Below are 20,817 nucleotides of genomic sequence, written 5' to 3'. Positions count from 1 at the left end.
ATGCGTCACAGGCGAAGCAGAATTGATGCCCGTCCGTGTAGAGCGAATTGGCGTCGGAGCTGCCACAGTTCTCGCAGGGGATGTGCTGCAAGAACTCGCTGTCGTTGTCCCGGTTATTTCCCCGCACGCTCCACCGACCACATGCGCTTGCGGTAGGAGACGCCCAGGCGGCGGTTCAGGCCGCTCTTGACGCGCTGGTAGTTGCCCGACTTGCGGGCAGCGGTGACGTCGCCCTTGACGGAAGCCTCGAAGGCCAGGCGCATGACGGACGGGATGACGGTGGTGGTCTGGTTCATGCTGCGTGGTTCTCCAGGAAGGTGCGGAAGGCCGTGACCTCGGTGTCGAGGTCACCGTCGTATAGGTCGAGTTCGGTGCGGCAGTAGTCGCGGTAGGCGTTCAGCACCTTGTCGATGCGGAACTGCGCGGGAGCCTGGCGCGGGGCCAGCAGGGGCCGCTTTGCGCGGCGCTGTTCCTTGGTCAGCGAATACCGGGTGTAACGCTGTCCACTCGCGTCTTCCTGCGTGGACTTCTGGATCGCGTAACCGGCAGCGCGCAGCTCGTCGATGCGGGAGGCCAGGCGGCGGATACGGAAGACGCCTTCGGCCTGCCACGGGGTGATGTGGGTGTGCGTGCGCAGGTAGTCGAGGACGGTGCGGCATTGCGGGGACAGCGTTTTCATCGGAACTCCTAGTTAGGGAAGTCGGGTGCCCACACGACGGGGTGGCCGAACTGAGCGATCAGTCGGCCGAGCGTTTCGCGCTGGGCAGGAGTGAAGTTGTCTGTGGGATTCATGGCGTCATCGACGCCGCCCAACATGCAGACCTGGTATGCGGATTGGTTGAGCTTTCCGGCGAGTGCGCCGGGGAGGGTCAAAGGGCGGCCCAGGTACAGCTCGCCGTCCCGTTCGATGACGAAATGGCAGGCGACCTTGGAGTAGCCCTGATTGCGGTGGACTCGTGCCAGCTCGTCGCCCGTGGTGATCTGCTCGGGGCGACTCATGCTTGCAGCGACGTACAGCGTGTCCACCGAGGTGAGCGGTTTCAGTCGCATCAGGTGGTGTAGATGTGAACCTCGGTTCGCGGTTCCTCGCCGGGTTCGGCGAAGCGCTTGCCGGACAGCAGCCAGTTGACTTGTTTGTCGTCACCCCAATAGCCCGTGGCTTTGGTGATAACGTCCATCGGTCCCTTGGCGAAGTTGTCCACGTCGCCGTTCACGAAGGTGGCCTTCGATGTCTTGGCGCGCTTGGCTACCGCGATGATGACGACTAAAACCCCATCGGCCCGGCCAATGCCGGTGTCGCCTGGGGCCAGATGCTCCTCGGCCAGTTGCTTCCAGGTCTTGTAGGTCTTGGCGTAGAAGACGCCCCAGCGCGATACGCGGGGACGTGAGGCGGGCACAGGGTTGAAGGGGAAAACGACGGAGGCCCGCAATCGGGCCTCCTTCGCAATGCCTACTACCGACGCCAGCGGATCAGTAGTCGCCGTCATCGCCTTCCGCGTCGTCGCCAGCTTCGGTGCTGTCGTCGGTGTCGGAGAAGTCCGACTTCGGTGCCTGGGCTTCGTCGTCGGCTTCGTAGCCTTCTTCTTCGCCGAAGCCGTAGTCGCCAGCCTTGCGCGAGCCGAACTCGACCAGGTCAATCACCTGCACCGCGACCATGCGCAGGGTCAGGTAGAACTTCTTGGCCGACTCCACGAAGAAGCCGCCGACCTCGAAGGAGACCTTGAGTTCGCTGCCGCCGCCGCTCTTCGGCGGATTCGGCATCTTGTGGCCCTTGGCATCGAAGATGTCCGGCTTCATGGTGAAGTGCTTGCCGGTCTTCTTGGAGACGCCCGAGGCGCGCATCTTGAACTTGAGAATCTTGCGGCCAGTCTCGTCGCCTTCCTCGTCCACCTCATCGGTGAACACCGGGGCGACTTCGGCGGTCTTCTTCTTCTTCGGGTTCTCCGACAGCCACTTGGCGAACTCTTCGTCGCGCAGCTTTTCCAGGTCGGCGATCAGCTTGTTGCACGCTTTGTCGTCACCGTCGTAGGCCAGGCTGACGGTGTACTCGCCTTCCTGCTTGAACTTGGTGTCCGGCTCGTTCAGGCGCGGCCATACCGCGATGCCGGCCGGGGAGACGATACGGGTGCGCTTCTGGTTGCTCATGGGGTTCCTTAGTCGTTGAGGGGGTTGATGAACACGCCTTCGCGCAGCAGGTCCGTCTCGACATCGAGAGGAGTGCTGCCGTAGACGGCTTCGTGGATGTCGCCTTCGAGCAAGAGCGCGTCGATGTAGGCGTCGATGACGGGGTCGCGGCTCACGGGATGAGCTTTCGCAGTTCGCCCTCGGCGTACCGCTTGACCGCCGAAAGGGTGTTGACTTGCCGGTACTGGCAGTCCTGTTCCATGCGGGAGACCACACGGAAGATTTCGTTCGGGTCGAAGCCCAACGTGTCGCAGATGACCCGCATGGCGCAGCCCAGGCCGATGAGTTGTCGCGCCGGGGAACCCAGGTGCTGCACTGCGTCCAAAACGACGAAAGCGCCTGTTGCGGCGCTCTCGGCGGTCTGGCTGTGCAGCGCGTCGGTCACGCGCTCACGCATCAGGCGGTGAACTCTGCCGTCATGGCGTGCTTGAACTCTTCGACGGTCCCGTGCTTCGCCGGGTCGTAGATGCCGAGGACGACGCCGTAGGCGTCTTGGGCGACGTAGGTGTTCAGGGCAGACTGATAGTTGATGCTCATGTGTGTCTCTCGTGTGGGATCACTTGCCAAAAGGGGATGAACTAGGCAAAGAAGTACGCGGAATCCAGGACCAGGCTCAGGTCCAGGTCACCGCTCGGGGGAAGCACGGGTAGTTGCTCGGCCGCTTCGGGCGGGAGCTGGTCGATGAGTTGTTGTCGGAAGTCGGCCAGTACGTCGCCGTTGTATTGATCGACGAAAGCCTGTCGGAGCGCCGCAGCCATGATCGCGGAGCGACCGGCATGGGTTCCGTAGGAGTCGTGGATCATTGCGAAGGAGGTGATGCCGTTCTCTGCCGCGAGGCAGGTGGTGAGCATCAGGTGGCTCGCATCGCAGGAGTGGACGAAGTTCGGGCTGATTCCGAGGGTCTGGCGGCGACGGTCGAGCTTAGTACCGCCGATGTTGACGACTAAATTAACCTTGCGCCCCCCGACGTGCGGATTGATGCGGACGCCTTCCTCCTCTCGGTACTCCTGGAGGACCGGGAAACCGGCAGGGGTCGTCCAGCAGACGGGCAGGTCGGCCGAGGAGGCCACCTTAGACGCATCGCGCAGCCAATCCATCGCAGCGCGGGCGGCGATCACGACCTCGCCGATACACTCCCACAGGAGCGCCGCTAGGTACTCGGCGGTTTCCCAATCGTCGCCCATGCCCAGCTTTTTCATCTTGGCGAGAACCTGGGACCGCATACCCGACTTGGTGACGCCGTAGGGGAGGGTCATCACGGGCTGCTTGACGATGTCGCGGGTGAGCTGGCCGTCGAGCTTGATGGCAATGACGTCGCCTTCGGCCGCACGGGCTTCCAGCTTGGCCTGGGCTACGTCCCGGACGCGGGTATAGATGTCGGCGGGCTTGATCTGGGGCACCAGGTTCGTCGCAGCGCCGCCCACGGAATCCCGCAGCATCGCCGAGAAGTTCTGCAAGCCGTTGCAGGAGCCGTCCAGCGCGACCTGGATGTGCGAGACGTGGTCACGACCGTTCAGCGTGTAGCCCAGCCACTCGAAGCACGCAGCCAGCGCGCAGAAGGGGCTGTCCGCGTCAATCCAAAAGCGCTGGCCGTCCAGCGGGTCGAGAGCGCTGTCGAGGATTTGCTCCTCGTGGTCACGTACCCACTGCACGCGCTCCTCAAAGGAGACCTTGTCCACTCCAAAGCAGTTAGCGAGGTGGACCGCCAGCCAGAATGCACCGTCTTCGCCCAGCGGCACGCCTTCCGCGAAGTGCAGCAGAGCCTTTGCGGCGTCGTCGCCCTGTGGCGTGAGGGTGGGCGGCAAGGGGTACACCCGGCCTCGGAAGTCCAGGTTGTGCGGGAAGTAGATCGCCGGGTAGTCCACGAACTTCTCGGCCAGGGCGAGCTTCTGAGCGCAGGCGAGGCGGGTGGAGACCGAGCGAGCGTTGGCCTCGTAGACCTTGGCGCGCCCGCGCTTCCACTCCTTGAACTCGTCGGCGTGATGCTCCTTGTAGTAGTCCGGGTCGGTGTCCAGCATCGCCGGGCGGTCCGGCAGGGTTGCCAGCTCCCGCTCGGGGAGGTCAGCGACGCCGCCCCCTGCGTTCCAGAGTTCGCGCATGACCTCCAGGACGCCGCGGTTCACCTTCCACGGCGTCGCCTGGATCGCGTTGACGGCCTGGTAGACGTTGGGCATATCCACCAGCGCCAGCTCGCGCTTATAGGCGCGGTTGCGCGTGCGGACCAGGTCGGCACGGCCGCCGATGTCCGTCAGGTAGCCGCCGTCGCGCGGGGTGGTCCAGGGACGGGGCGGGACGACCATCGGCATCAGGACCGGCTGGTACAGCGCCGCGCTGTCGTGGGCCTTGGTCAGCCAGTCGAGGATCGCTTGATTACCCGCGATCAACAGGTGGCGCTTGCTGCGCTCGGTCACGGTGACCAGCTCGATCAGCCCGGTCGCCTCGACGAACAGCTCGATCAGCTTCATGCCGACCAGCAGGGCGTCCTTGTCGGCCAGGGTCAGCCGGGGTTCGTCATCGGGTTCCCACTTGGCCTCCTGCACGACGTGGCGCATGACCGCCGTCGAGTGACGGGAGGAGGTGGACTTCTTGAGCTGTTCCTGGACGACCCGGTACAGGCCGGGGTGCTTCTGGCGGAGGAGGGTGAAGTTGATCTCGTTGGCGACCTCGTGCCCCAGCGTGATCGCCACGGACACGGCCTTGCGGTGGTCAGCGACCAGCGCATTGACGCATGTGAAGGAGGTCAGATAGGCGAGGGCCAACGGGTCAAGGTGGCGGACGAACTTGAGGGCGGCGTGGCGCTTGCCTGGCTTGCCGGTGTCGGCTTCGGCCACGAAGGCCGCGATGGCCTTGGCGGTGGCGTCCAGACTTTCCATCACGAGCTTGCGGCCTGGGCCGGTCTCGGCCTGCTGGCGCTGCTCCTTGATCTTCTCGTACCGGGCGATGCCCAGCGAGGTGCTTTCTTTCTCCAGTTGAAGCTGGGCCGCGTGCAGTTCGTTGTCTTGCCAAGTCGTCATCATTTGCCCTCGGGGGATGCAAAAGTCAAAAGAGAAGGACCGCACCGGGGTCGCCGGTACGGTCCTTGGGTCATCATTTGTTGGTCCTGGGTGGACCTAGGTTGAACTGTAGATGTCCTTGTTGGTGAACAGCAATGAGCAGGTTCTGAATGTGTTGTCTTAGGGGGAGGCCCGCCGATGATGACGACTTTATTCCGCGTCACCTGGTGTCACCTGCCGCGGCACTTGGCGTCACCTGTATGTCACCCGCGGCGTCACCTGTTACTGTGTCGATGCCTAAACCACTGACGCGTTTAGATATTTGGGGTGGGGTGTCGGGATTTAGGTTCCAGTGCCGCAAGGCGTGGGGGTTCGAGTCCCCCCTTTCGCACCAGTGCCCACCAAGGGCGCGCACGCCAGTGTTGGGCGATATGCATGATTCCCGGGTGTCCTGCCTTGGGATTGAATGGGATCGGTGATGAGTGAGATGGAGATCACTCGTGAGGATGTGGCTGGACGCGCTCGCGCGGAAAAGCTTGCGCCCCACGATGTTGATCAGGCCCTGCGCATAGCGTGGGCGATCAAACACCCCTGGTACCGCTGTCAGGCATTGTCGATAGTGGCTGAACACATGTCGGGCAGTGGGCAGGAGCGCGTTCTCGAATCCGCGCTGGCTGTCGCTCTGGAGCAGGATGAGATCAATCGCATCGTGACGGTGTCTTCTTGGCCGATCAGGGGCCTCGTGAAGGCTGGTGCTGGATCAGCTGGAAAGTGCGTCCGCCAACTTGTGGCGCTCGCGACCAACGAGCCCCACAATCTTCGACAGGCTCATGCCCTTCAGGCGCTGGCGTCCGCGGTGTACGAGGATCAGGAGTTGCTGGCAGCCGTGGTGCCCGCCTTGGCCCGAGCATTGCTGGGTGGACGCGGTCCGCGTATCGACAGGTGTATCCGGGATACCCTGGAACTGATTCAGTGTTTCAGCCCGGATCTGGCGCGCACGGTGGCGATGCATCACAAGCCGAGCGCGCGGCGGACCAGGCTGCTGCACTCCCTCGCTCACTAGAGGTGGTTGGAACGGCTTCACGCCGCACGGCCAACCTGAACGGGTAGTTCCGCGTTTTCACACCAGTGCCCGGCTTTTTGGCCGACACCATGACCATGTGCACGTCCGCAACCGGGGAGACGGCCACATGCTGGGGCAGGGGCTGCCGTGACGCTCCCGGCCCGTGCTGGCGGCGCTGGCCGATATCGGCGAAACTACAGGGCTGCGGCGGGCATGCGCGTCCACGACCCCGCGTCCAAAACCCGTTTCATCCATCACATCGTGCCGGGGCCCATGCCGCCGGTGGCAGGAGTCAACATGCAAGCTTCGATCGAATCCACTGGCAATCTGGAACGCCGCCTGACCTTCTCGCTGCCGGAAGACCGTCTGCAGACGCACATCAGCGGCCGTCTGGGTGAAATCGCCCGCACCACGCGCATCAAGGGCTTCCGCCCGGGCAAGGTGCCGGCCAAGGTGATCGAGCAGCGTTTCGGCCAGCAGGTCCGCAGCGAAGCCGTCGACGGCCTGCTGCGTGAGACCTTCGATGCCGCCCTGCGCGAGCACGAGCTGCGCATCGCCGGCACCCCGCGCATCGACAAGGGCGAGGGCGAGCTGTCCTTCGTGGCCACCGTCGAGCTGGTGCCGGACTTCGGCGACGTGGACGTCAGCAAGCTGACCGTGGTCCGCCACACCGCCGAGATCAACGACGCCGACATCGACCAGATGATCACCAACCTGCGCGAGCAGCGCCGCAGCTGGAGCCCGGTCACCCGTGGCGCCCAGGACGGCGATCTGGTCGCTCTGGAAACCTGGTCGCAGGCCGGCGATGAGCGCCTGCCGGCCGAAGGCACCGAAAAGGGCAGTGTGATCGTGGGCCAGGGCATGATGTTCGAGCAGATCGAACAGGGCCTGGTGGGTCTGACTGCCGGTGAAGAGAAGACCCTGGACGTCGAGTTCCCGGCCGATTGGCGCGTGCCCGCGCTGGCCGGCAAGCAGGTCAAGGTCACCGTCAAGGCGGTGGACGTCTCCGCGCCGGTGCTGCCGGAGGTGGATGCCGAGTTCATCAAGAGCTTCGGTGTGAAGGGCGGCGACGTGGAGCAGTTCCGCAAGGACATCCGCGCCAACCTGGAGCGTGAGCTCAAGGGTGCCCTGATGAACCGCCTGCGCCGCGAAGTCGGTGAGCAGCTGATCGCCGCCTATGCCTCGGTGGAAATGCCGCCGCGCCTGGTCGAGAACGAAGCCCGCGCCATGCTGGATCAGCAGCTCGAGCAGATCCGCCGCAGCGGCCGCAACCCGGGCGACGTCCCGGCCGATGCTCATGAAGGCTTCAAGGAAGCGGCCGCCAAGCGCGTGCTGGTTGGCCTGCTGGTCGGTGAAGTGGCCCGCAAGAACGACCTGCGCCTGGACCCGAAGCGCCTGAATGAAACCATGCGCCTGATCGCCTCGACCTATGAAGAGCCGGAGCAGGTCATTGAGATGTACCGCAATGACCCCCAGCTGATGAGTGGGCTGCAGAATCGTGTGATGGAAGAGCAGGTGATCGACTGGATCGCCGAGCGCGCCCAGCACACCGAAGAGAAGCTGTCGTTCCAGGACGCGATCCGCCAGTAAGCGGCCCGCGTTTTACGCCCCGCGCCCTGGCGCGGGGTCGTTCCCCCCAAAATAGGTGCCTCACTAATGGACAACCGAACCACAGCCCTGAACATGGTTCCGATGGTGGTCGAACAGACCAGCCGCGGCGAGCGCGCCTATGACATCTATTCGCGCTTGTTGAAAGAGCGTCTGATCTTCCTCGTGGGCCCGATCGACGATCACATGGCCAACGTGGTGGTGGCGCAGCTGCTGTTCCTGGAAGCGGACAACCCGGAAAAGGACATCAGCATCTACATCAACTCGCCCGGTGGCGTGGTCACCGCCGGCATGGCGATCTACGACACCATGCAGTACATCAAGCCGGACGTGAGCACCATCTGCGTCGGCCAGGCCGCCTCGATGGGCGCCCTGCTGCTGGCGTCGGGCGCGGCTGGCAAGCGGTATGCGCTGCCGAACTCGCGCGTGATGATCCACCAGCCGCTGGGTGGCTTCCAGGGCCAGGCTACGGATATCGACATCCATGCCCGTGAAATCCTGACCCTGCGTTCGCGCCTGAACGAAGTGCTGGCCAAGCACACCGGCCAGTCGCTGGAGACCATCGCCCGGGATACCGAGCGTGACAACTTCAAGAGCGCGGTCGATGCGGTGGCCTACGGCCTGGTCGATCAGGTCCTGGAGCGTCGTCCGGAAGAGTCGATCCAGCCGGCGTAAGGTTGTGCCAGGCCGGGAAACCGGCTTGTTTCCACCGGGTCGGGCAGGACTGGCGTCCTCCTGACCCTGTGCTATTCTCGAATCGAACCCCCGTTCAGTCGGGTGGGGTAACTGGGTAAGCGAAGCATGAGCGAAGACCGCCAAGGTCGTTCCACGGACACCGGCAAGATCCTCTACTGCTCTTTCTGTGGAAAGAGCCAGCATGAGGTGCGCAAGCTGATTGCGGGTCCGAGCGTGTTCATCTGCGATGAATGCGTCGAGCTGTGCAACGACATCATCCGTGAGGAGCTGGAGGAGAAGGCGCAGTCGGCCCGCAGTTCGCTGCCCAAGCCGCGCGAGATCCTCGAGGTCCTGGACCAGTACGTGATCGGGCAGAACCGCGCCAAGCGGACCCTGGCCGTGGCCGTATACAACCACTACAAGCGCATCGAGAGCCGCCAGAAGAACGACGAAGTCGAACTGGCGAAGTCGAACATCCTGCTGGTCGGTCCGACCGGTTCGGGCAAGACGCTGCTGGCCGAAACCCTGGCCCGCCTGCTCAATGTGCCGTTCACCATGGCCGACGCCACCACGCTGACCGAAGCCGGTTACGTGGGCGAGGACGTGGAGAACATCATCCAGAAGCTGCTGCAGAAGTGCGACTACGACGTCGAGAAGGCACAGCAGGGCATCGTCTACATCGATGAAATCGACAAGATCTCGCGCAAGAGCGAGAACCCGTCGATCACCCGCGATGTGTCCGGCGAAGGCGTCCAGCAGGCCCTGCTGAAGCTGATTGAAGGCACCGTGGCCAGCGTGCCGCCGCAGGGCGGTCGCAAGCACCCGCAGCAGGAATTCCTGCAGGTGGACACCAAGAACATCCTGTTCATCTGTGGCGGCGCGTTTGCCGGCCTGGACAAGGTGATCCAGCAGCGTTCGAACGATTCGGGCGGCATCGGGTTCGGTGCCAAGGTGAAGAGTTCCGAGCGCAAGCAGGAAGTGGGCAAGATCCTGGCCGAAGTCGAGCCGGAAGATCTGATCAAGTTCGGCCTGATTCCGGAGTTCGTCGGCCGCCTGCCGGTCGTGGCGACCCTGGAAGAGCTGGACGAGGCCGCCCTGGTGCGCATCCTCACCGAGCCGAAGAACGCCATCACCAAGCAGTTCAAGAAGCTGTTCGAGATGGAGCACGTCGAGCTGGAGTTCCGTCCCGACGCCTTGGCCGCCATTGCCCGCAAGGCGCTCAAGCGCAAGACCGGTGCCCGTGGCCTGCGTACGATCGTCGAATCGGTCCTGCTGGACACCATGTATGACCTGCCCTCGGCAGAGAACGTCAGCAAGGTGGTGGTGGACGAATCGGTGATCGAACACAAGTCCGAACCGTACCTGATCTACCAGACGCCACCGGCGCCTGAACAGAAGGCGGCTGGCGCTGAATAATCAGTTCAAGTAATTGAATTGATAGAATTTTTTCAGAACAGCTTGCATCTAGAAGCCGATGGCCCCATAACGAGGCCATCGGCTTTTTTTGTATCCGGGCGAGGCGCCCGGAGGCCATCCCCACTGTTCCACTGGAGCCCACATGGCCCGTTCCCCAACTGAGACTCTCGACCTGCCGGTACTGCCGCTGCGTGACGTGGTGGTGTTCCCGCACATGGTCATTCCGCTGTTCGTCGGCCGTGACAAGTCCATGCATGCGCTGGAGCAGGCGATGGAAGCGGACAAGCGCATCCTGCTGCTCGCGCAGAAGTCCGCCGAGACGGATGATCCGTCCGCCGCCGATCTGTACCAGGTCGGCACGCTCGCCCAGGTCCTGCAGCTGCTCAAGCTGCCCGATGGCACCATCAAGGTGCTGGTCGAAGGCCTGTCGCGCGTCAACGTCACCGACGTGACCGAGCGCGACGGCTCGCTGCACGGCGTGGGCATGGAAATCGAATCGGACGAATCGCGCGAGCCGCGCGAGATCGAGGCGATCGCCCGTTCGCTGATGTCGCTGTTCGAGCAGTACGTCAAAACCAACCGCAAGCTGCCGCCGGAGCTGCTGCAGACCCTGGCCGGCATCGATGAGCCGGCGCGCCTGGCCGATACCATCGCCGCGCACATCAGCGTGCGCCTGGCCGACAAGCAGCGCCTGCTGGAAACGCTGCAGATCGGCGACCGTCTGGAAATGCTGGTCGGCCTGGTCGATGGTGAGATCGACGTACAGCAGATGGAAAAGCGCATCCGCGGCCGCGTGAAGTCGCAGATGGAGAAGAGCCAGCGCGAGTACTACCTCAACGAGCAGATGAAGGCCATCCAGAAAGAACTGGGTGACCTGGATGACGCGCCGGGCGAGATGGACGAGCTGGCCCGCAAGATCGCCGAGGCGGGCATGCCCAAGCCGGTGGAGACCAAGGCCAAGGCCGAACTGAACAAGCTCAAGCAGATGTCGCCGATGTCGGCCGAAGCCGCGGTCGTGCGCAACTATCTGGATTGGCTGCTGGGTGTGCCGTGGAAGAAGCGCAGCAAGGTCCGCAAGGACCTCAAGGCCGCGCAGGACACGCTGGATGCCGATCACTTCGGTCTGGACAAGGTCAAGGACCGCATCCTGGAATACCTGGCGGTGCAGTCGCGCGTGAAGCAGATGAAGGGCCCGATCCTGTGCCTGGTCGGCCCGCCCGGCGTGGGCAAGACCTCGCTGGGCCAGTCCATCGCCAAGGCGACCAACCGCAAGTTCGTGCGCATGAGCCTGGGCGGCGTGCGCGACGAGGCCGAGATCCGCGGGCACCGTCGTACCTACGTCGGCTCCATGCCGGGCCGCATCGTGCAGAACCTCAACAAGGTCGGCAGCAAGAACCCGCTGTTCGTGCTCGATGAGATCGACAAGATGTCGATGGACTTCCGTGGCGATCCGTCCTCGGCACTGCTGGAAGTGCTCGATCCGGAGCAGAACAACGCCTTCAACGATCACTATCTGGAAGTGGATCTGGACCTGTCCGAAGTGATGTTCGTGGCGACCTCCAATTCGCTCAACATCCCCGGCCCGCTGCTGGACCGCATGGAAGTGATCCGCATCCCCGGCTATACCGAGGATGAGAAGCTCAACATCGCCATGCGCTACCTGGTGCCCAAGCAGATCAAGGCCAACGGCCTGAAGCCGGAAGAGCTGGAGATCGAGGCCGACGCGATCCAGGACATCGTGCGCTATTACACGCGCGAATCCGGCGTGCGCAACCTCGAGCGCGAAGTCGCCAAGATCTGCCGCAAGGTGGTCAAGGAGATCGCGCTCGCCGGTCCGGTGGCACCGGCCAAGGCCGCCAAGCCGGCCAAGGCCGGCAAGAAGGCCAGCGCGAAGAAGAAGGCGCTGGTGGTGGTCAACGGCAAGAACCTGGACAAGTACCTGGGCGTGCGTCGCGTCGATTTCGGCCGTGCCGAAGAGCAGAACGAAGTGGGTCTGGTCACCGGCCTGGCCTGGACCGAAGTGGGCGGCGACCTGCTGCAGATCGAATCCACGCTGGTGCCGGGCAAGGGCCAGCTGATCCTGACCGGCCAGCTGGGCAACGTGATGAAGGAATCGGCCTCGGCGGCGCTGTCGGTGGTGCGTTCGCGCGCCGAGCGGCTGGGCATCGACAACGAGTTCCTGCAGAAGCACGACGTGCACGTGCACGTACCCGATGGCGCCACCCCGAAGGATGGCCCCAGCGCGGGCATCGCCATGGTGACCTCGCTGGTGTCCACGCTGACCAAGGTGCCGATCCGGGCCGAAGTGGCGATGACCGGTGAGATCACCCTGCGAGGCCGCGTCACGGCCATCGGTGGCCTCAAGGAGAAGCTGCTGGCGGCGCTGCGTGGCGGCATCACCACGGTCATCATCCCCGAGGAGAACCGCAAGGATCTGGCCGATATCCCCGCCAATGTCACCCGTGATCTGAAGATCGTGCCGGTGAAGTGGATCGAGGAAGTGCTCGACCTGGCCCTGGAGACGCCGCTGACTGCACCGAAGCCCAAGAAAGATGGGCAGCGTGTCACGGTACGCGGCAAGTCCAAGACAGCTTCCGCGACGCGCGTCAAGCACTGACGCGTGCTGTGGAAATGCCCGAAACCCGCGTCGTTATTGGCTTTTCAGCTTGCGCGGGTAGGGGGGCACTGGTATAAAAGCACCACTCGCGAGTCAGCGTAATTCTGAATTCGGCGAACTGAGAACTTCACTGGCATTCGACGGCGTATCGTCGTCGGGTGTCTCAATGTTGAATCCGCGGAATCCCCGCCAAAGGAGCTGTAGAGAATGAACAAGACCGAATTGATCGACGCCGTTGCTGAAGCCGCCGACCTGACCAAGGCCGAGTCCAGCCGCGCCGTTGATGCCGTCATCGCTTCCGTCACCAAGGCCCTGAAGGGCGGTGACGCGGTGACGCTGGTGGGCTTCGGCACGTTCCAGGTCCGCGACCGCGCTGCCCGTACCGGCCGCAACCCGAAGACCGGCGACACCATCAAGATCGCTGCGTCGAAGAATCCGTCGTTCAAGGCTGGCAAAGCCCTGAAGGATGCCGTAAACTAAGCGGCTTGCTGGGGTGCTTAGCTCAGCGGTAGAGCGTCTCCTTTACACGGAGAGGGTCGGGGGTTCGAAACCCTCAGCACCCACCAGGCACTGCCAGTAAAAGTTTTGAAATGTGGAGCGGTAGTTCAGCTGGTTAGAATGCTGGCCTGTCACGCCGGAGGTCGCGGGTTCAAGTCCCGTCCGCTCCGCCAGTTTCAATAGGGCCCCTGAGCGATCGGGGGCCTTGTTTTCTCCAGCGACGCAGGTCGCGGTGGAAACAAAAGCGGTTTAGTGCGGAGCGGTAGTTCAGCTGGTTAGAATGCTGGCCTGTCACGCCGGAGGTCGCGGGTTCAAGTCCCGTCCGCTCCGCCAGTTTTAAAAAAACCTCGAAAAAAGCAGCATTTCGGGGTGGGCAATCTGAATATCTTCGGATAGAATGAGCGCCTGCAAAGTTTCAAGTGCGGAGCGGTAGTTCAGCTGGTTAGAATGCTGGCCTGTCACGCCGGAGGTCGCGGGTTCAAGTCCCGTCCGCTCCGCCAATCTTTGAAGAGCCCTTGGTGAAAACCAAGGGCTTTTTTTTGTTTTCAATTCAGCAGATCGATCGACGATGCGGCGCACGCCGTTGGTCAGCCACGATCGGCGGGTGCGGCAGCAGGCGGATCGCGCCCAGGGGCGGGGGCGGGCACTTTTGGAGCCTGCCGCGAAGCGGGTTACACTGCCGGGCTCGCCAATCAGGCCTTGATTTTTCCCATGCTGCAGAAACTTCGCGACAAGACCTCGGGCTGGATCGTTACCGTGATCCTGGGGCTGCTGATGATTCCGTTCCTGTTCGTGATCGACTCCAGCTACCTCGGTGGCGTCGGCTCGCAGAACGTGGCCAAAGTGGCCGCCCCGCCAACCTGGTGGAAGTCCGCCCCGTCGTGGTGGCCGGTCTCGTTCCTGTGGCAGCATCATGAGATCAGCTCCAATGATTTCCGCGTGCGCTTCGAGCAGGCGCGCCAGCAGGCACGCCAGGAACAGGGCGAGGATTTCGATCCGCGCCAGTTCGAAAGCACCGAAAGCAAGCTGGCCGTGCTTGATCAGATGATCGATGAGCAGGTCGTGCGCCTGGCCGGCGAACAGTCCGGCATCGTGATCGGCGATGGTGCCGTGCGCGAGTACATTGCCTCGATCCCGGCCTTCCTGGATGCGGACGGCAAGTTCAACCAGGACAACTACCGCATCGCGCTGGCCAGCGGTAATCCGCAGCGCACGCCGACGCAGTTCGAAGCGCTGGTGCGCGAGAGCATCCAGCAGTCGATCATTCCGTCGGCCCTGCAGCGTTCGGGGTTCACCACCCAGAGCGAAGCCGAGCGCCTGATGAAGCTGCTGGGCGAAACCCGTGATGTCGAACTGGCCGCGTTGCCGGAAACCCCGGCCGATACCGCCGAAGTGACCGACGCGCAGATCAAGCAGTGGTACGACAGCCACACCAAGGATTTCCGCCAGCCGGAAACCGTGTCGCTGGAGTACGTCGAGATCAACGGCGCGAACCTGCCGGCCCCGGCGGCGGCTGACGAGGCTACCCTGCGCAAGCGCTATGAAGATGAGAAGGCACGCTTCGCGACGCCGGAACAGCGTCTGGCCTCGCACATCCTGATCAGCGCCGACGGCAGCGATCCGGCCAAGCTCAAGGCCGCTGAAGAAAAGGCCACGCGCCTGGCTGCGGAAGCGAAGGCACCGGGCGCCGATTTCGCCGCACTGGCCAAGGCCAACTCCGAAGATCCGGGCTCCAAGGACACCGGCGGCGACCTGGGCTGGGTGGAACGCGGCGCGATGGTGAAGCCGTTCGAGGATGCCCTGTTCGCCATGAAGGCGGGCGAGGTCACCGGTCCGGTCAAGACCGACTTCGGTTTCCACGTGCTCAAGCTGCGTGAGACCAAGGGCGGCGAAGGCCGTTCGTTCGAGGAGGTCCGTGACCAGCTGGCCGCCGAGCAGCTCAAGGCCGATACCGACCGCGTGTTCACCGAGCTCAGTGGCCGTCTGGTGGATCTGGTCTACAAGAACCCGACCTCGCTGGAAGGCCCGGCCAAGGACATGAGCCTGCCGGTGCAGACGATCGGTCCGTTCACGCACGCCACCGCCAGTGGCATCGCCGCCAATCCGGCCGTGCTGCGCGCGGCGTTCTCCGACATCCTGACCCAGGATGGCACCGTGAGCGACCCGATCGAACTGGGCCCGAACCACAACGTGATGATCCGCGTGACCGAGCACAGCCCGGAGCAGGCGCTGCCGCTGGCCAAGGCCCGTGAGCAGGTGATCGCCGCGATCCATGCCGACCGCACCCGCCAGGCCTCGGAGAAGGCCGTGGACGCCGTGCTGGCCAAGCTGAAGGCCGGGCAGACCCTGCAGGCGCTGGCGACCAGCGACAAGCTGCAGATCAGCCCGCTGCCGGGCCTGCCGCGTACCCAGCCGGTGCCGACCCCGGAGATCAACCGCGCCGTGTTCAGCGCGCCGCTGCCGGCCGAAGGCAAGCCGAGCTACGGCAAGGTTGCCGTGCAGGGCCGCTACGTGATCTACGCGGTGACCAAGGTCACCCCGGGCAACGTGGCCGAAGTGGATGCCGCCCAGCAGCAGCAGCTCAAGGAGCAGCTGAGCCAGATCGACGGCATGGCCGCCGCCAAGGCCTACGTCGAAGCGATGCGCAAGCACTTCAAGGTGCAGACCGAAGAAGCCAACCTCTAACCGGGTCGGCTTCTGCAGGACAACAAACAGCCCGGCCATGCCGGGCTTTTTGTTGTGCGCGCCTCGTCCGCCATCCAGGCCCCACCGGAGCCGGCGGACAATGCCCGGAAACGACAATGCCCGGCAGAACCGGGCATTGTCGTCACCTGCAATGCGATCCGCGCACTCAGTCTTCGACGCGCAGCACCGCACCCGGCTTGAGCACGCTGCTGCCGCTGAGCCCATTGAGCGACAGCAGGGCCTTCAGCGGCATCCCGTAGCGGCGGGCGATGGTCCAGGGCGACTCGCCGTCGCGCACGGTATGCCGGCGGCTGCGCGGGCGATCCGCGCTGGCTACGGTGCGGGTGGCTGCCGGCGCAGGCGTCGTGCGGGCCGCCGTGGTGTCCACCGGGGCGCTGGGGGCCATCGCAATGGCGGCCACGCTGGCACTGGCATCCACCGGCGCATGCGCAGTTGGGGCCAGAACCGTCACCTGGCCGGACGGGCGGCCCTTGCCGCTGGCCAGGGCCGGGTTGAGGCGGGCGATCCGCGCCGGATCCAGATCGCGCTGCTGGGCCCACTGCTGGACGCTGGTGCCGGCCGGCAGGGGGTGGCCCTTCAGCACCGGCACGGTGCGATCCAGCGAGGCCATCACCGCCGGCTCGGTTTCCGCGTCTTCCAGTACGCAGGCCAGCGCATGCAGCTTCTCGACATAGGCATAGGTGACCGGCGACAGCCCTGGCAGTTCGGCCGGCCGCGCGTTCTGCGCGTTCATGCCGGCCTTGCGCAGCGACTGCAGCACCCGGTACTCGCCGGCGTTGTAGGCCATCGTCGCCAAGCGCCAGTCGCCGCCGAACATGCCGTGCAGGGTCTTGAGGTAACGCACCGCGGCCTGGGTGGAATCCACTGCCGAGAGGCGACCATCGTAGCCCGGGGTCATCTGCACGCGGTGGTTCTTGGCGGTGGTGGCGATGAACTGCCACAGACCGGCCGGGCCGCCGCCGTTGCGGGCGTTGGGCCGGTAGCCGCTTTCCACGAAGGGAATCAGCGCGAATTCGGTGGGCAGGTCGGACTTGCGCAGCTCTTCGACCACGTAGCCGAACAGCACCAGCGCATCATCATCCTGGTTGGCCAACCGCGAGGGGGCATGCGCGAACTGCTTCTGCCAACGCGGGCTGGTCGCCTCGGCGTTGCAGGTGGGTTCGGCCAGGCCATCGCGGAAGCTGGCAAAGATCTCCTGCCCGTTGCGCACCGAGGCCGGCGGCAGGGCCGCAGCGGTCAGGGGAAGGGAGGAGAGGCCGGCCACGTTCTGCGACATGCCGGCGGTCAACGACTGGGCGCCCGCGCTGCCAGCCACGGCGATCGCCAGGCCAAGCGCGAGCGGCAACAATCGCCGACTCATGTTCGAAATCCGTCTTTCCAGTGTCGCAGCCCTGCGACAACATCGACTTCATCGGTTACGGGACGCCCAAGATGGGCGCTGACGGCCGCCTGGATGGCGGGGGTGTTCGTACGCAGGAACGGGTTGCATTCCAACTCGCTTGCCAGTGAAACCGGCAGCGTGGGCAGGTCATCGCGGCGCATGGCCAAGGCCTCCTCATGGCGCTGCGACAACGCAGCGTTGGTGGGGTCTACATGCCGCGCGAAGACGGCATTGGACAGGGTGTACTCGTGGGCGCAACAGACCATCAGTTGCGCTGGCAGGGACGCCAGCTTCCGCAGGGATGCCAGAAGCTGGGGAGGCGTACCTTCGAACATGCGCCCACAGCCCAGGCTGAACAACGCATCGCCACTGAAAAGGTGTTCAGCGGTGTGAAACGCGATATGGCTCCGGGTGTGCCCGGGCACGGATACTACGTGGAACCCCAGCCCCAATGCCTGAACGCATTCACCTTCAGCGACCCGGTGGGCGGGGAGTTCGATGCGCGGTTCCACCGGTGCATACACCTCCAGCTCGGGAAAACGGGCCTGCAGCTCGGTCACGCCGCCGATGTGGTCGTTGTGGTGATGGGTCAGCAGAATGCTGTGCGGGATCCATCCTTGCTGCGCTGCGGCGGCCAGAACGGGGTCGGCCTGGCCGGGGTCGATGACCACGGCGCGGCCGTCGTCGGCGCCCAGCGCCCAGATGTAATTGTCCGCAAACGCGGGTAGGGCGGTCAGTCGCATAGAATTGGACCATGCCCCCCGCGCCGAGCCCCCGTCAAGCGACAGTCGCATCCTGGTTTGATACTGAACCGGCACAAGCGTTGTGCCGTCTGGAATCGGAGCGGTTGCGCAGCCTGCTTGCCGAGCGTCCGGTGAACCCCTGGCTGTGGCTGGCACCGACGCCCGGCTGGTTGGAGAGTGTGGAACTTCCCGGCCGTGGCCTGCGCCTGTTCCGGGACGGCGCGGCCTACGCCGGGGATGTGCACTGCGGGCTGCCGTTGCCGCTGCCCGATGAGAGCGTCAATGCGATCGTCCTGCAGCATGTCACCGCGCGGGACGCGGAGGCGTTGATCGCCGACTGCGCCCGTGTCCTGATGCCGGGCGGCCGCCTGTGGCTTTCCACGCTCAACCCGTTCAGCCCGTACCGCCGCCAGTGGCGCCATCACGGGCTGGTCGTGCGCAGCCCACAGCGGCTGCGCCACACCCTCACGCAGGCCGGCCTGAGCTGCGAAGACCTGCAGTACCTCGGCCCGATGTGGCGCGACCGCTCGCCGGCGCGGCGCGATCTGGCCCCGCTGCGGGCCGCCTGTCTGTTCACCGCTGAAAAACGCACTCTGGCCTTGCCGGGACCGACGCCCGTGGCTGCACCACGCTGGCACGGTACCGTGGCCACCTGATCTGGAATGGAATGAAGACGATAGAAATCCACACCGACGGTTCCTGCCTCGGCAATCCCGGCCCCGGCGGCTGGGCGGCGTTGCTGCGCTACAACGCGCACGAGCGCGAGCTGAGCGGTGGTGAAGCGCATACCACCAACAACCGCATGGAGCTGATGGCGGCCATCTCGGGGCTGGAAGCGCTCACCGAGCCGTGCAACATCGTGCTGTTCACCGATTCGCAGTACGTGCGCCAGGGTCTGACCGAGTGGATGCCCGGCTGGATCCGCAAGAACTGGAAGACCGCCGGCGGCTCGCCGGTCAAGAACCGGGAGTTGTGGGAGCGCCTGCACGCGGCCACGCTCAAGCACACCATCGACTGGCGCTGGGTCAAGGGCCATTCCGGCGACCCGGACAATGAGCGCGTGGACCAGCTGGCGCGCGACGCCGCGATCCGGATCCGTGCCGCCGGCCCGGTACACTGAGCCAATGCGTCAGATCATCCTTGATACCGAAACCACCGGCCTGGAATGGCGGAAGGGCAACCGCATCGTCGAAATCGGCTGTGTGGAACTGCTCGAACGCCGCCCCAGTGGCAACAACTACCACCAGTACCTCAAGCCGGACTGCGAGTTCGAACAGGGCGCGCAGGAAGTTACCGGCCTGACCCTGGAGTTCCTGGCCGACAAGCCGGACTTCGCCCAGGTCGTCGATGACTTCCTCGCCTACATCGATGGCGCCGAGCTGATCATCCACAACGCGGCGTTCGATCTGGGCTTTCTGGATAACGAGCTGTCACTGCTGGGCGACCACTACGGCAAGATCACCGACCGCTGCACGGTGATCGATACGCTGAAGATGGCGCGCGAGCGCTTCCCCGGCCAGCGCAATTCGCTGGATGCACTGTGCCGGCGCCTGGGCGTGGACAACGCCCACCGCCAGCTGCACGGCGGCCTGCTCGATGCCCAGATCCTGGGCGATGTCTACATCGCGCTGACCTCGGGCCAGGAAGAAATCGGCTTCGGCTCGGCCGATGACCAGAAAACCGGCAGCGCCCACGCGCAGACCTTCGACACCTCGCGCCTGCTGCCACGCCCGCGCGTGGTCGCCACGGCCTCGGAGCTGGAAGCGCACGAAGCGCGCCTGGCCAAGCTGCGCAAGAAGGCCGGCCGCGCGATCTGGGATGGTGAGCCCGAGGCGGCGGAAGCGGTCAGCGCCTGACGGCCCGACCCCGGTAGATCCCGACCATTGGTCGGGATGGTGGTATCAGTGGCACCGCACCAGAATCACGGTGATGTTGTCCGAGCCGCCGCCATCCAGCGCGGCGGCGACCAGCGTATCCACGCATTCCTGTGCACTGGCATCGTCGAAGGCGAGGGTACGGGCGATGCCCTTGTCCTCCACCTCCTCGGTCAGCCCGTCACTGCACAGCAGCAGCTGCATGCCCGGGCGCAGCTCGCCTGTGGTGGTCGCCACATTCAGGTGCGCGGGATCGGTCACGCCCAGCGCCTGGGTCACCACATTGCGGTGCGGATGCGCGCGGGCCTGCTCGGCGGTCAGATTGCCCTGTGCGACCAGTTCCTGGACCACGCTGTGATCCTGGCTGAGCTGGGCCAGCGTGCCATCGCGCCACAGATACGCGCGGCTGTCACCGACCCACGCCACCTCATAGCGATTGCCCTGCACCCGGGCCGCCACCACGGTGGTACCCATCGGCAGGCTGTCGTTGCGGCGGCGGGAAGTGCGGATGATCTCCTCATCGGCGATCCGGATCGCATGCGCCAGCGTCGCCCCGCGGCGGATCTCGCGCACGATGGTCTCGCGCGCCAGCGCGCTGGCCACCTCGCCACAGGCGTGCCCGCCCATGCCATCGGCGACCAGCCACAGCGCCAGTTCGCCATCCCCGTAATACGTATCCTCATTGAGGTCACGGCGCAGGCCGGGGTGGGTCAGGTGTCCGAATTCGATCATGAAGGCGCGTGCCGGTGAGGATTGCGAGGGATAACGGCATGATCGCGGCCCGCCGGACATCCGGCAAGGCATCCATACAGAAGAAATTCACTTCTTTGCACGCAATGACTTGTCGCCAGCGCGTCCTGCCCGTATCATTCGCGTCCCGGTTCGCCGGGACCATCTGGAGAGGTGGCAGAGCGGTTGAATGTACCTGACTCGAAATCAGGCAGGCGTTTATAGCGCCTCGGGGGTTCGAATCCCCCCCTCTCCGGCCAGATAAAAAGAAAAGGGCTGCCCATCGGGCGGCCCTTTTCTTTTTATCTGGCCTGATGGCCGGATGAGAAC

The 20,817-nt window shown here is 64.6% G+C and carries 22 protein-coding genes, 5 tRNA genes and 1 pseudogene; 15 read left to right on the top strand and 13 right to left on the bottom strand.

The annotated features are described in order from the left end of the window. Positions 1 to 19: 19 nt before the first annotated feature. From ACE026_RS08120 to ACE026_RS08075, 10 genes and pseudogenes are all read right to left on the bottom strand, one after another. A pseudogene (locus tag ACE026_RS08120) lies at positions 20 to 127 on the bottom strand (primase-helicase zinc-binding domain-containing protein); the annotation flags it as partial. After that, complete coding sequence (locus ACE026_RS08115) at positions 114 to 296, bottom strand: hypothetical protein (protein WP_319623743.1); 183 nt, start codon at positions 294 to 296, stop codon at positions 114 to 116. The pseudogene ACE026_RS08120 and the gene ACE026_RS08115, both read right to left, overlap by 14 nt. Then, entirely contained in the window at positions 293 to 679 is a 387-nt protein-coding gene (locus ACE026_RS08110; protein ID WP_486038634.1) for a helix-turn-helix domain-containing protein, read from the bottom strand. The genes ACE026_RS08115 and ACE026_RS08110 overlap by 4 nt, the downstream gene beginning before the upstream one ends. Positions 680 to 687: 8 nt before the next feature. Next, positions 688 to 1,050 (bottom strand): N-acetylmuramoyl-L-alanine amidase, encoded by a 363-nt coding sequence (locus tag ACE026_RS08105; protein WP_486038633.1) that lies wholly within the window; start codon positions 1,048 to 1,050, stop codon positions 688 to 690. Continuing rightward, complete coding sequence (locus ACE026_RS08100; protein ID WP_486038632.1) at positions 1,050 to 1,487, bottom strand: RusA family crossover junction endodeoxyribonuclease; 438 nt, start codon at positions 1,485 to 1,487, stop codon at positions 1,050 to 1,052. Before ACE026_RS08100 ends, ACE026_RS08105 begins: the two co-directional genes overlap by 1 nt. Beyond that, on the bottom strand, positions 1,471 to 2,145 hold the full coding sequence (locus tag ACE026_RS08095) for a hypothetical protein (protein ID WP_486038631.1): 675 nt from the start codon (positions 2,143 to 2,145) through the stop codon (positions 1,471 to 1,473). Before ACE026_RS08095 ends, ACE026_RS08100 begins: the two co-directional genes overlap by 17 nt. Before the next feature lie 8 nt (positions 2,146 to 2,153). Next, positions 2,154 to 2,300, bottom strand: coding sequence for a hypothetical protein (locus ACE026_RS08090; protein WP_483006943.1), 147 nt, complete (start codon positions 2,298 to 2,300; stop codon positions 2,154 to 2,156). After that, positions 2,297 to 2,569: a hypothetical protein gene (locus ACE026_RS08085; protein ID WP_319623737.1), complete on the bottom strand. Its 273-nt coding sequence runs from the start codon at positions 2,567 to 2,569 to the stop codon at positions 2,297 to 2,299. Before ACE026_RS08085 ends, ACE026_RS08090 begins: the two co-directional genes overlap by 4 nt. 11 nt (positions 2,570 to 2,580) lie before the next feature. Continuing rightward, the gene (locus tag ACE026_RS08080; RefSeq protein WP_319623736.1) at positions 2,581 to 2,721 is read right to left on the bottom strand and encodes a hypothetical protein; all 141 of its coding nucleotides are present in this window, start codon (positions 2,719 to 2,721) and stop codon (positions 2,581 to 2,583) included. Between the two features lie 41 nt (positions 2,722 to 2,762). Continuing rightward, positions 2,763 to 5,201: a DNA-directed RNA polymerase gene (locus tag ACE026_RS08075; RefSeq protein ID WP_486038630.1), complete on the bottom strand. Its 2,439-nt coding sequence runs from the start codon at positions 5,199 to 5,201 to the stop codon at positions 2,763 to 2,765. Positions 5,202 to 5,655: 454 nt separating this feature from the next. Between ACE026_RS08075 and ACE026_RS08070 the strand changes: the two genes are divergently transcribed. The 11 genes from ACE026_RS08070 to ACE026_RS08020 all read left to right on the top strand — a co-directional run bounded on the left by ACE026_RS08070 (position 5,656) and on the right by ACE026_RS08020 (position 15,739). Further along, complete coding sequence (locus ACE026_RS08070) at positions 5,656 to 6,240, top strand: hypothetical protein (RefSeq protein ID WP_486038629.1); 585 nt, start codon at positions 5,656 to 5,658, stop codon at positions 6,238 to 6,240. Between the two features lie 297 nt (positions 6,241 to 6,537). After that, positions 6,538 to 7,830 (top strand): trigger factor, encoded by a 1,293-nt coding sequence (gene tig / locus ACE026_RS08065; RefSeq protein ID WP_121042977.1) that lies wholly within the window; start codon positions 6,538 to 6,540, stop codon positions 7,828 to 7,830. A gap of 66 nt (positions 7,831 to 7,896) precedes the next feature. Further along, the gene (gene clpP, locus ACE026_RS08060) at positions 7,897 to 8,523 is read left to right on the top strand and encodes an ATP-dependent Clp endopeptidase proteolytic subunit ClpP (protein ID WP_121042979.1); all 627 of its coding nucleotides are present in this window, start codon (positions 7,897 to 7,899) and stop codon (positions 8,521 to 8,523) included. A 126-nt stretch (positions 8,524 to 8,649) separates the two neighbouring features. Then, positions 8,650 to 9,939 (top strand): ATP-dependent Clp protease ATP-binding subunit ClpX, encoded by a 1,290-nt coding sequence (clpX, locus tag ACE026_RS08055; RefSeq protein WP_019185803.1) that lies wholly within the window; start codon positions 8,650 to 8,652, stop codon positions 9,937 to 9,939. A gap of 142 nt (positions 9,940 to 10,081) precedes the next feature. After that, on the top strand, positions 10,082 to 12,556 hold the full coding sequence (gene lon, locus ACE026_RS08050) for an endopeptidase La (protein ID WP_486038628.1): 2,475 nt from the start codon (positions 10,082 to 10,084) through the stop codon (positions 12,554 to 12,556). Positions 12,557 to 12,763: 207 nt separating this feature from the next. Next, positions 12,764 to 13,036, top strand: coding sequence for an HU family DNA-binding protein (locus ACE026_RS08045; RefSeq protein WP_019185801.1), 273 nt, complete (start codon positions 12,764 to 12,766; stop codon positions 13,034 to 13,036). Positions 13,037 to 13,047: 11 nt separating this feature from the next. Continuing rightward, positions 13,048 to 13,122: transfer RNA gene (locus ACE026_RS08040), tRNA-Val, on the top strand. Between the two features lie 28 nt (positions 13,123 to 13,150). Further along, positions 13,151 to 13,227 (top strand) — tRNA-Asp (locus ACE026_RS08035). A gap of 83 nt (positions 13,228 to 13,310) precedes the next feature. Continuing rightward, positions 13,311 to 13,387: transfer RNA gene (locus tag ACE026_RS08030), tRNA-Asp, on the top strand. A 90-nt stretch (positions 13,388 to 13,477) separates the two neighbouring features. Beyond that, positions 13,478 to 13,554 (top strand) — tRNA-Asp (locus ACE026_RS08025). Between the two features lie 211 nt (positions 13,555 to 13,765). Continuing rightward, positions 13,766 to 15,739 carry a peptidyl-prolyl cis-trans isomerase gene (locus ACE026_RS08020; protein WP_486038627.1) on the top strand — a complete coding sequence of 658 codons (1,974 nt, stop codon included), beginning with the start codon at positions 13,766 to 13,768 and terminating at the stop codon, positions 15,737 to 15,739. A gap of 166 nt (positions 15,740 to 15,905) precedes the next feature. Here ACE026_RS08020 and ACE026_RS08015 read toward each other — a convergent pair whose 3' ends face one another. Together ACE026_RS08015 and gloB are read right to left on the bottom strand one after the other, a co-directional pair. After that, positions 15,906 to 17,120: a lytic transglycosylase domain-containing protein gene (locus tag ACE026_RS08015; RefSeq protein ID WP_486038626.1), complete on the bottom strand. Its 1,215-nt coding sequence runs from the start codon at positions 17,118 to 17,120 to the stop codon at positions 15,906 to 15,908. Then, positions 17,117 to 17,884, bottom strand: coding sequence for a hydroxyacylglutathione hydrolase (gene gloB / locus ACE026_RS08010; protein ID WP_486038625.1), 768 nt, complete (start codon positions 17,882 to 17,884; stop codon positions 17,117 to 17,119). Before gloB ends, ACE026_RS08015 begins: the two co-directional genes overlap by 4 nt. 11 nt (positions 17,885 to 17,895) lie before the next feature. Here gloB and ACE026_RS08005 point away from each other — a divergent pair, with 11 nt between their 5' ends. The 3 genes from ACE026_RS08005 to dnaQ are packed head-to-tail and all read left to right on the top strand — an operon-like array spanning position 17,896 to position 19,740. Continuing rightward, positions 17,896 to 18,540, top strand: coding sequence for a methyltransferase domain-containing protein (locus tag ACE026_RS08005; RefSeq protein ID WP_486038624.1), 645 nt, complete (start codon positions 17,896 to 17,898; stop codon positions 18,538 to 18,540). 11 nt (positions 18,541 to 18,551) lie between these two features. Further along, positions 18,552 to 19,004, top strand: a complete 453-nt coding sequence (rnhA, locus tag ACE026_RS08000; RefSeq protein ID WP_121042991.1) for a ribonuclease HI — start codon at positions 18,552 to 18,554, stop codon at positions 19,002 to 19,004. Positions 19,005 to 19,008: 4 nt separating this feature from the next. After that, positions 19,009 to 19,740, top strand: coding sequence for a DNA polymerase III subunit epsilon (dnaQ, locus tag ACE026_RS07995; protein WP_123728499.1), 732 nt, complete (start codon positions 19,009 to 19,011; stop codon positions 19,738 to 19,740). Between the two features lie 45 nt (positions 19,741 to 19,785). Here dnaQ and ACE026_RS07990 read toward each other — a convergent pair whose 3' ends face one another. Then, entirely contained in the window at positions 19,786 to 20,490 is a 705-nt protein-coding gene (locus ACE026_RS07990) for a PP2C family protein-serine/threonine phosphatase (protein WP_176990741.1), read from the bottom strand. Between the two features lie 165 nt (positions 20,491 to 20,655). On the opposite strand from ACE026_RS07990, the gene ACE026_RS07985 reads away from it, so the two are divergent. Then, positions 20,656 to 20,743: transfer RNA gene (locus tag ACE026_RS07985), tRNA-Ser, on the top strand. Positions 20,744 to 20,817 lie beyond the last annotated feature (74 nt).

It is taken from the genome of Stenotrophomonas sp. AGC87, assembly GCF_057333975.1.
This window is presented reverse-complemented; position numbering and strand designations above follow the sequence as displayed.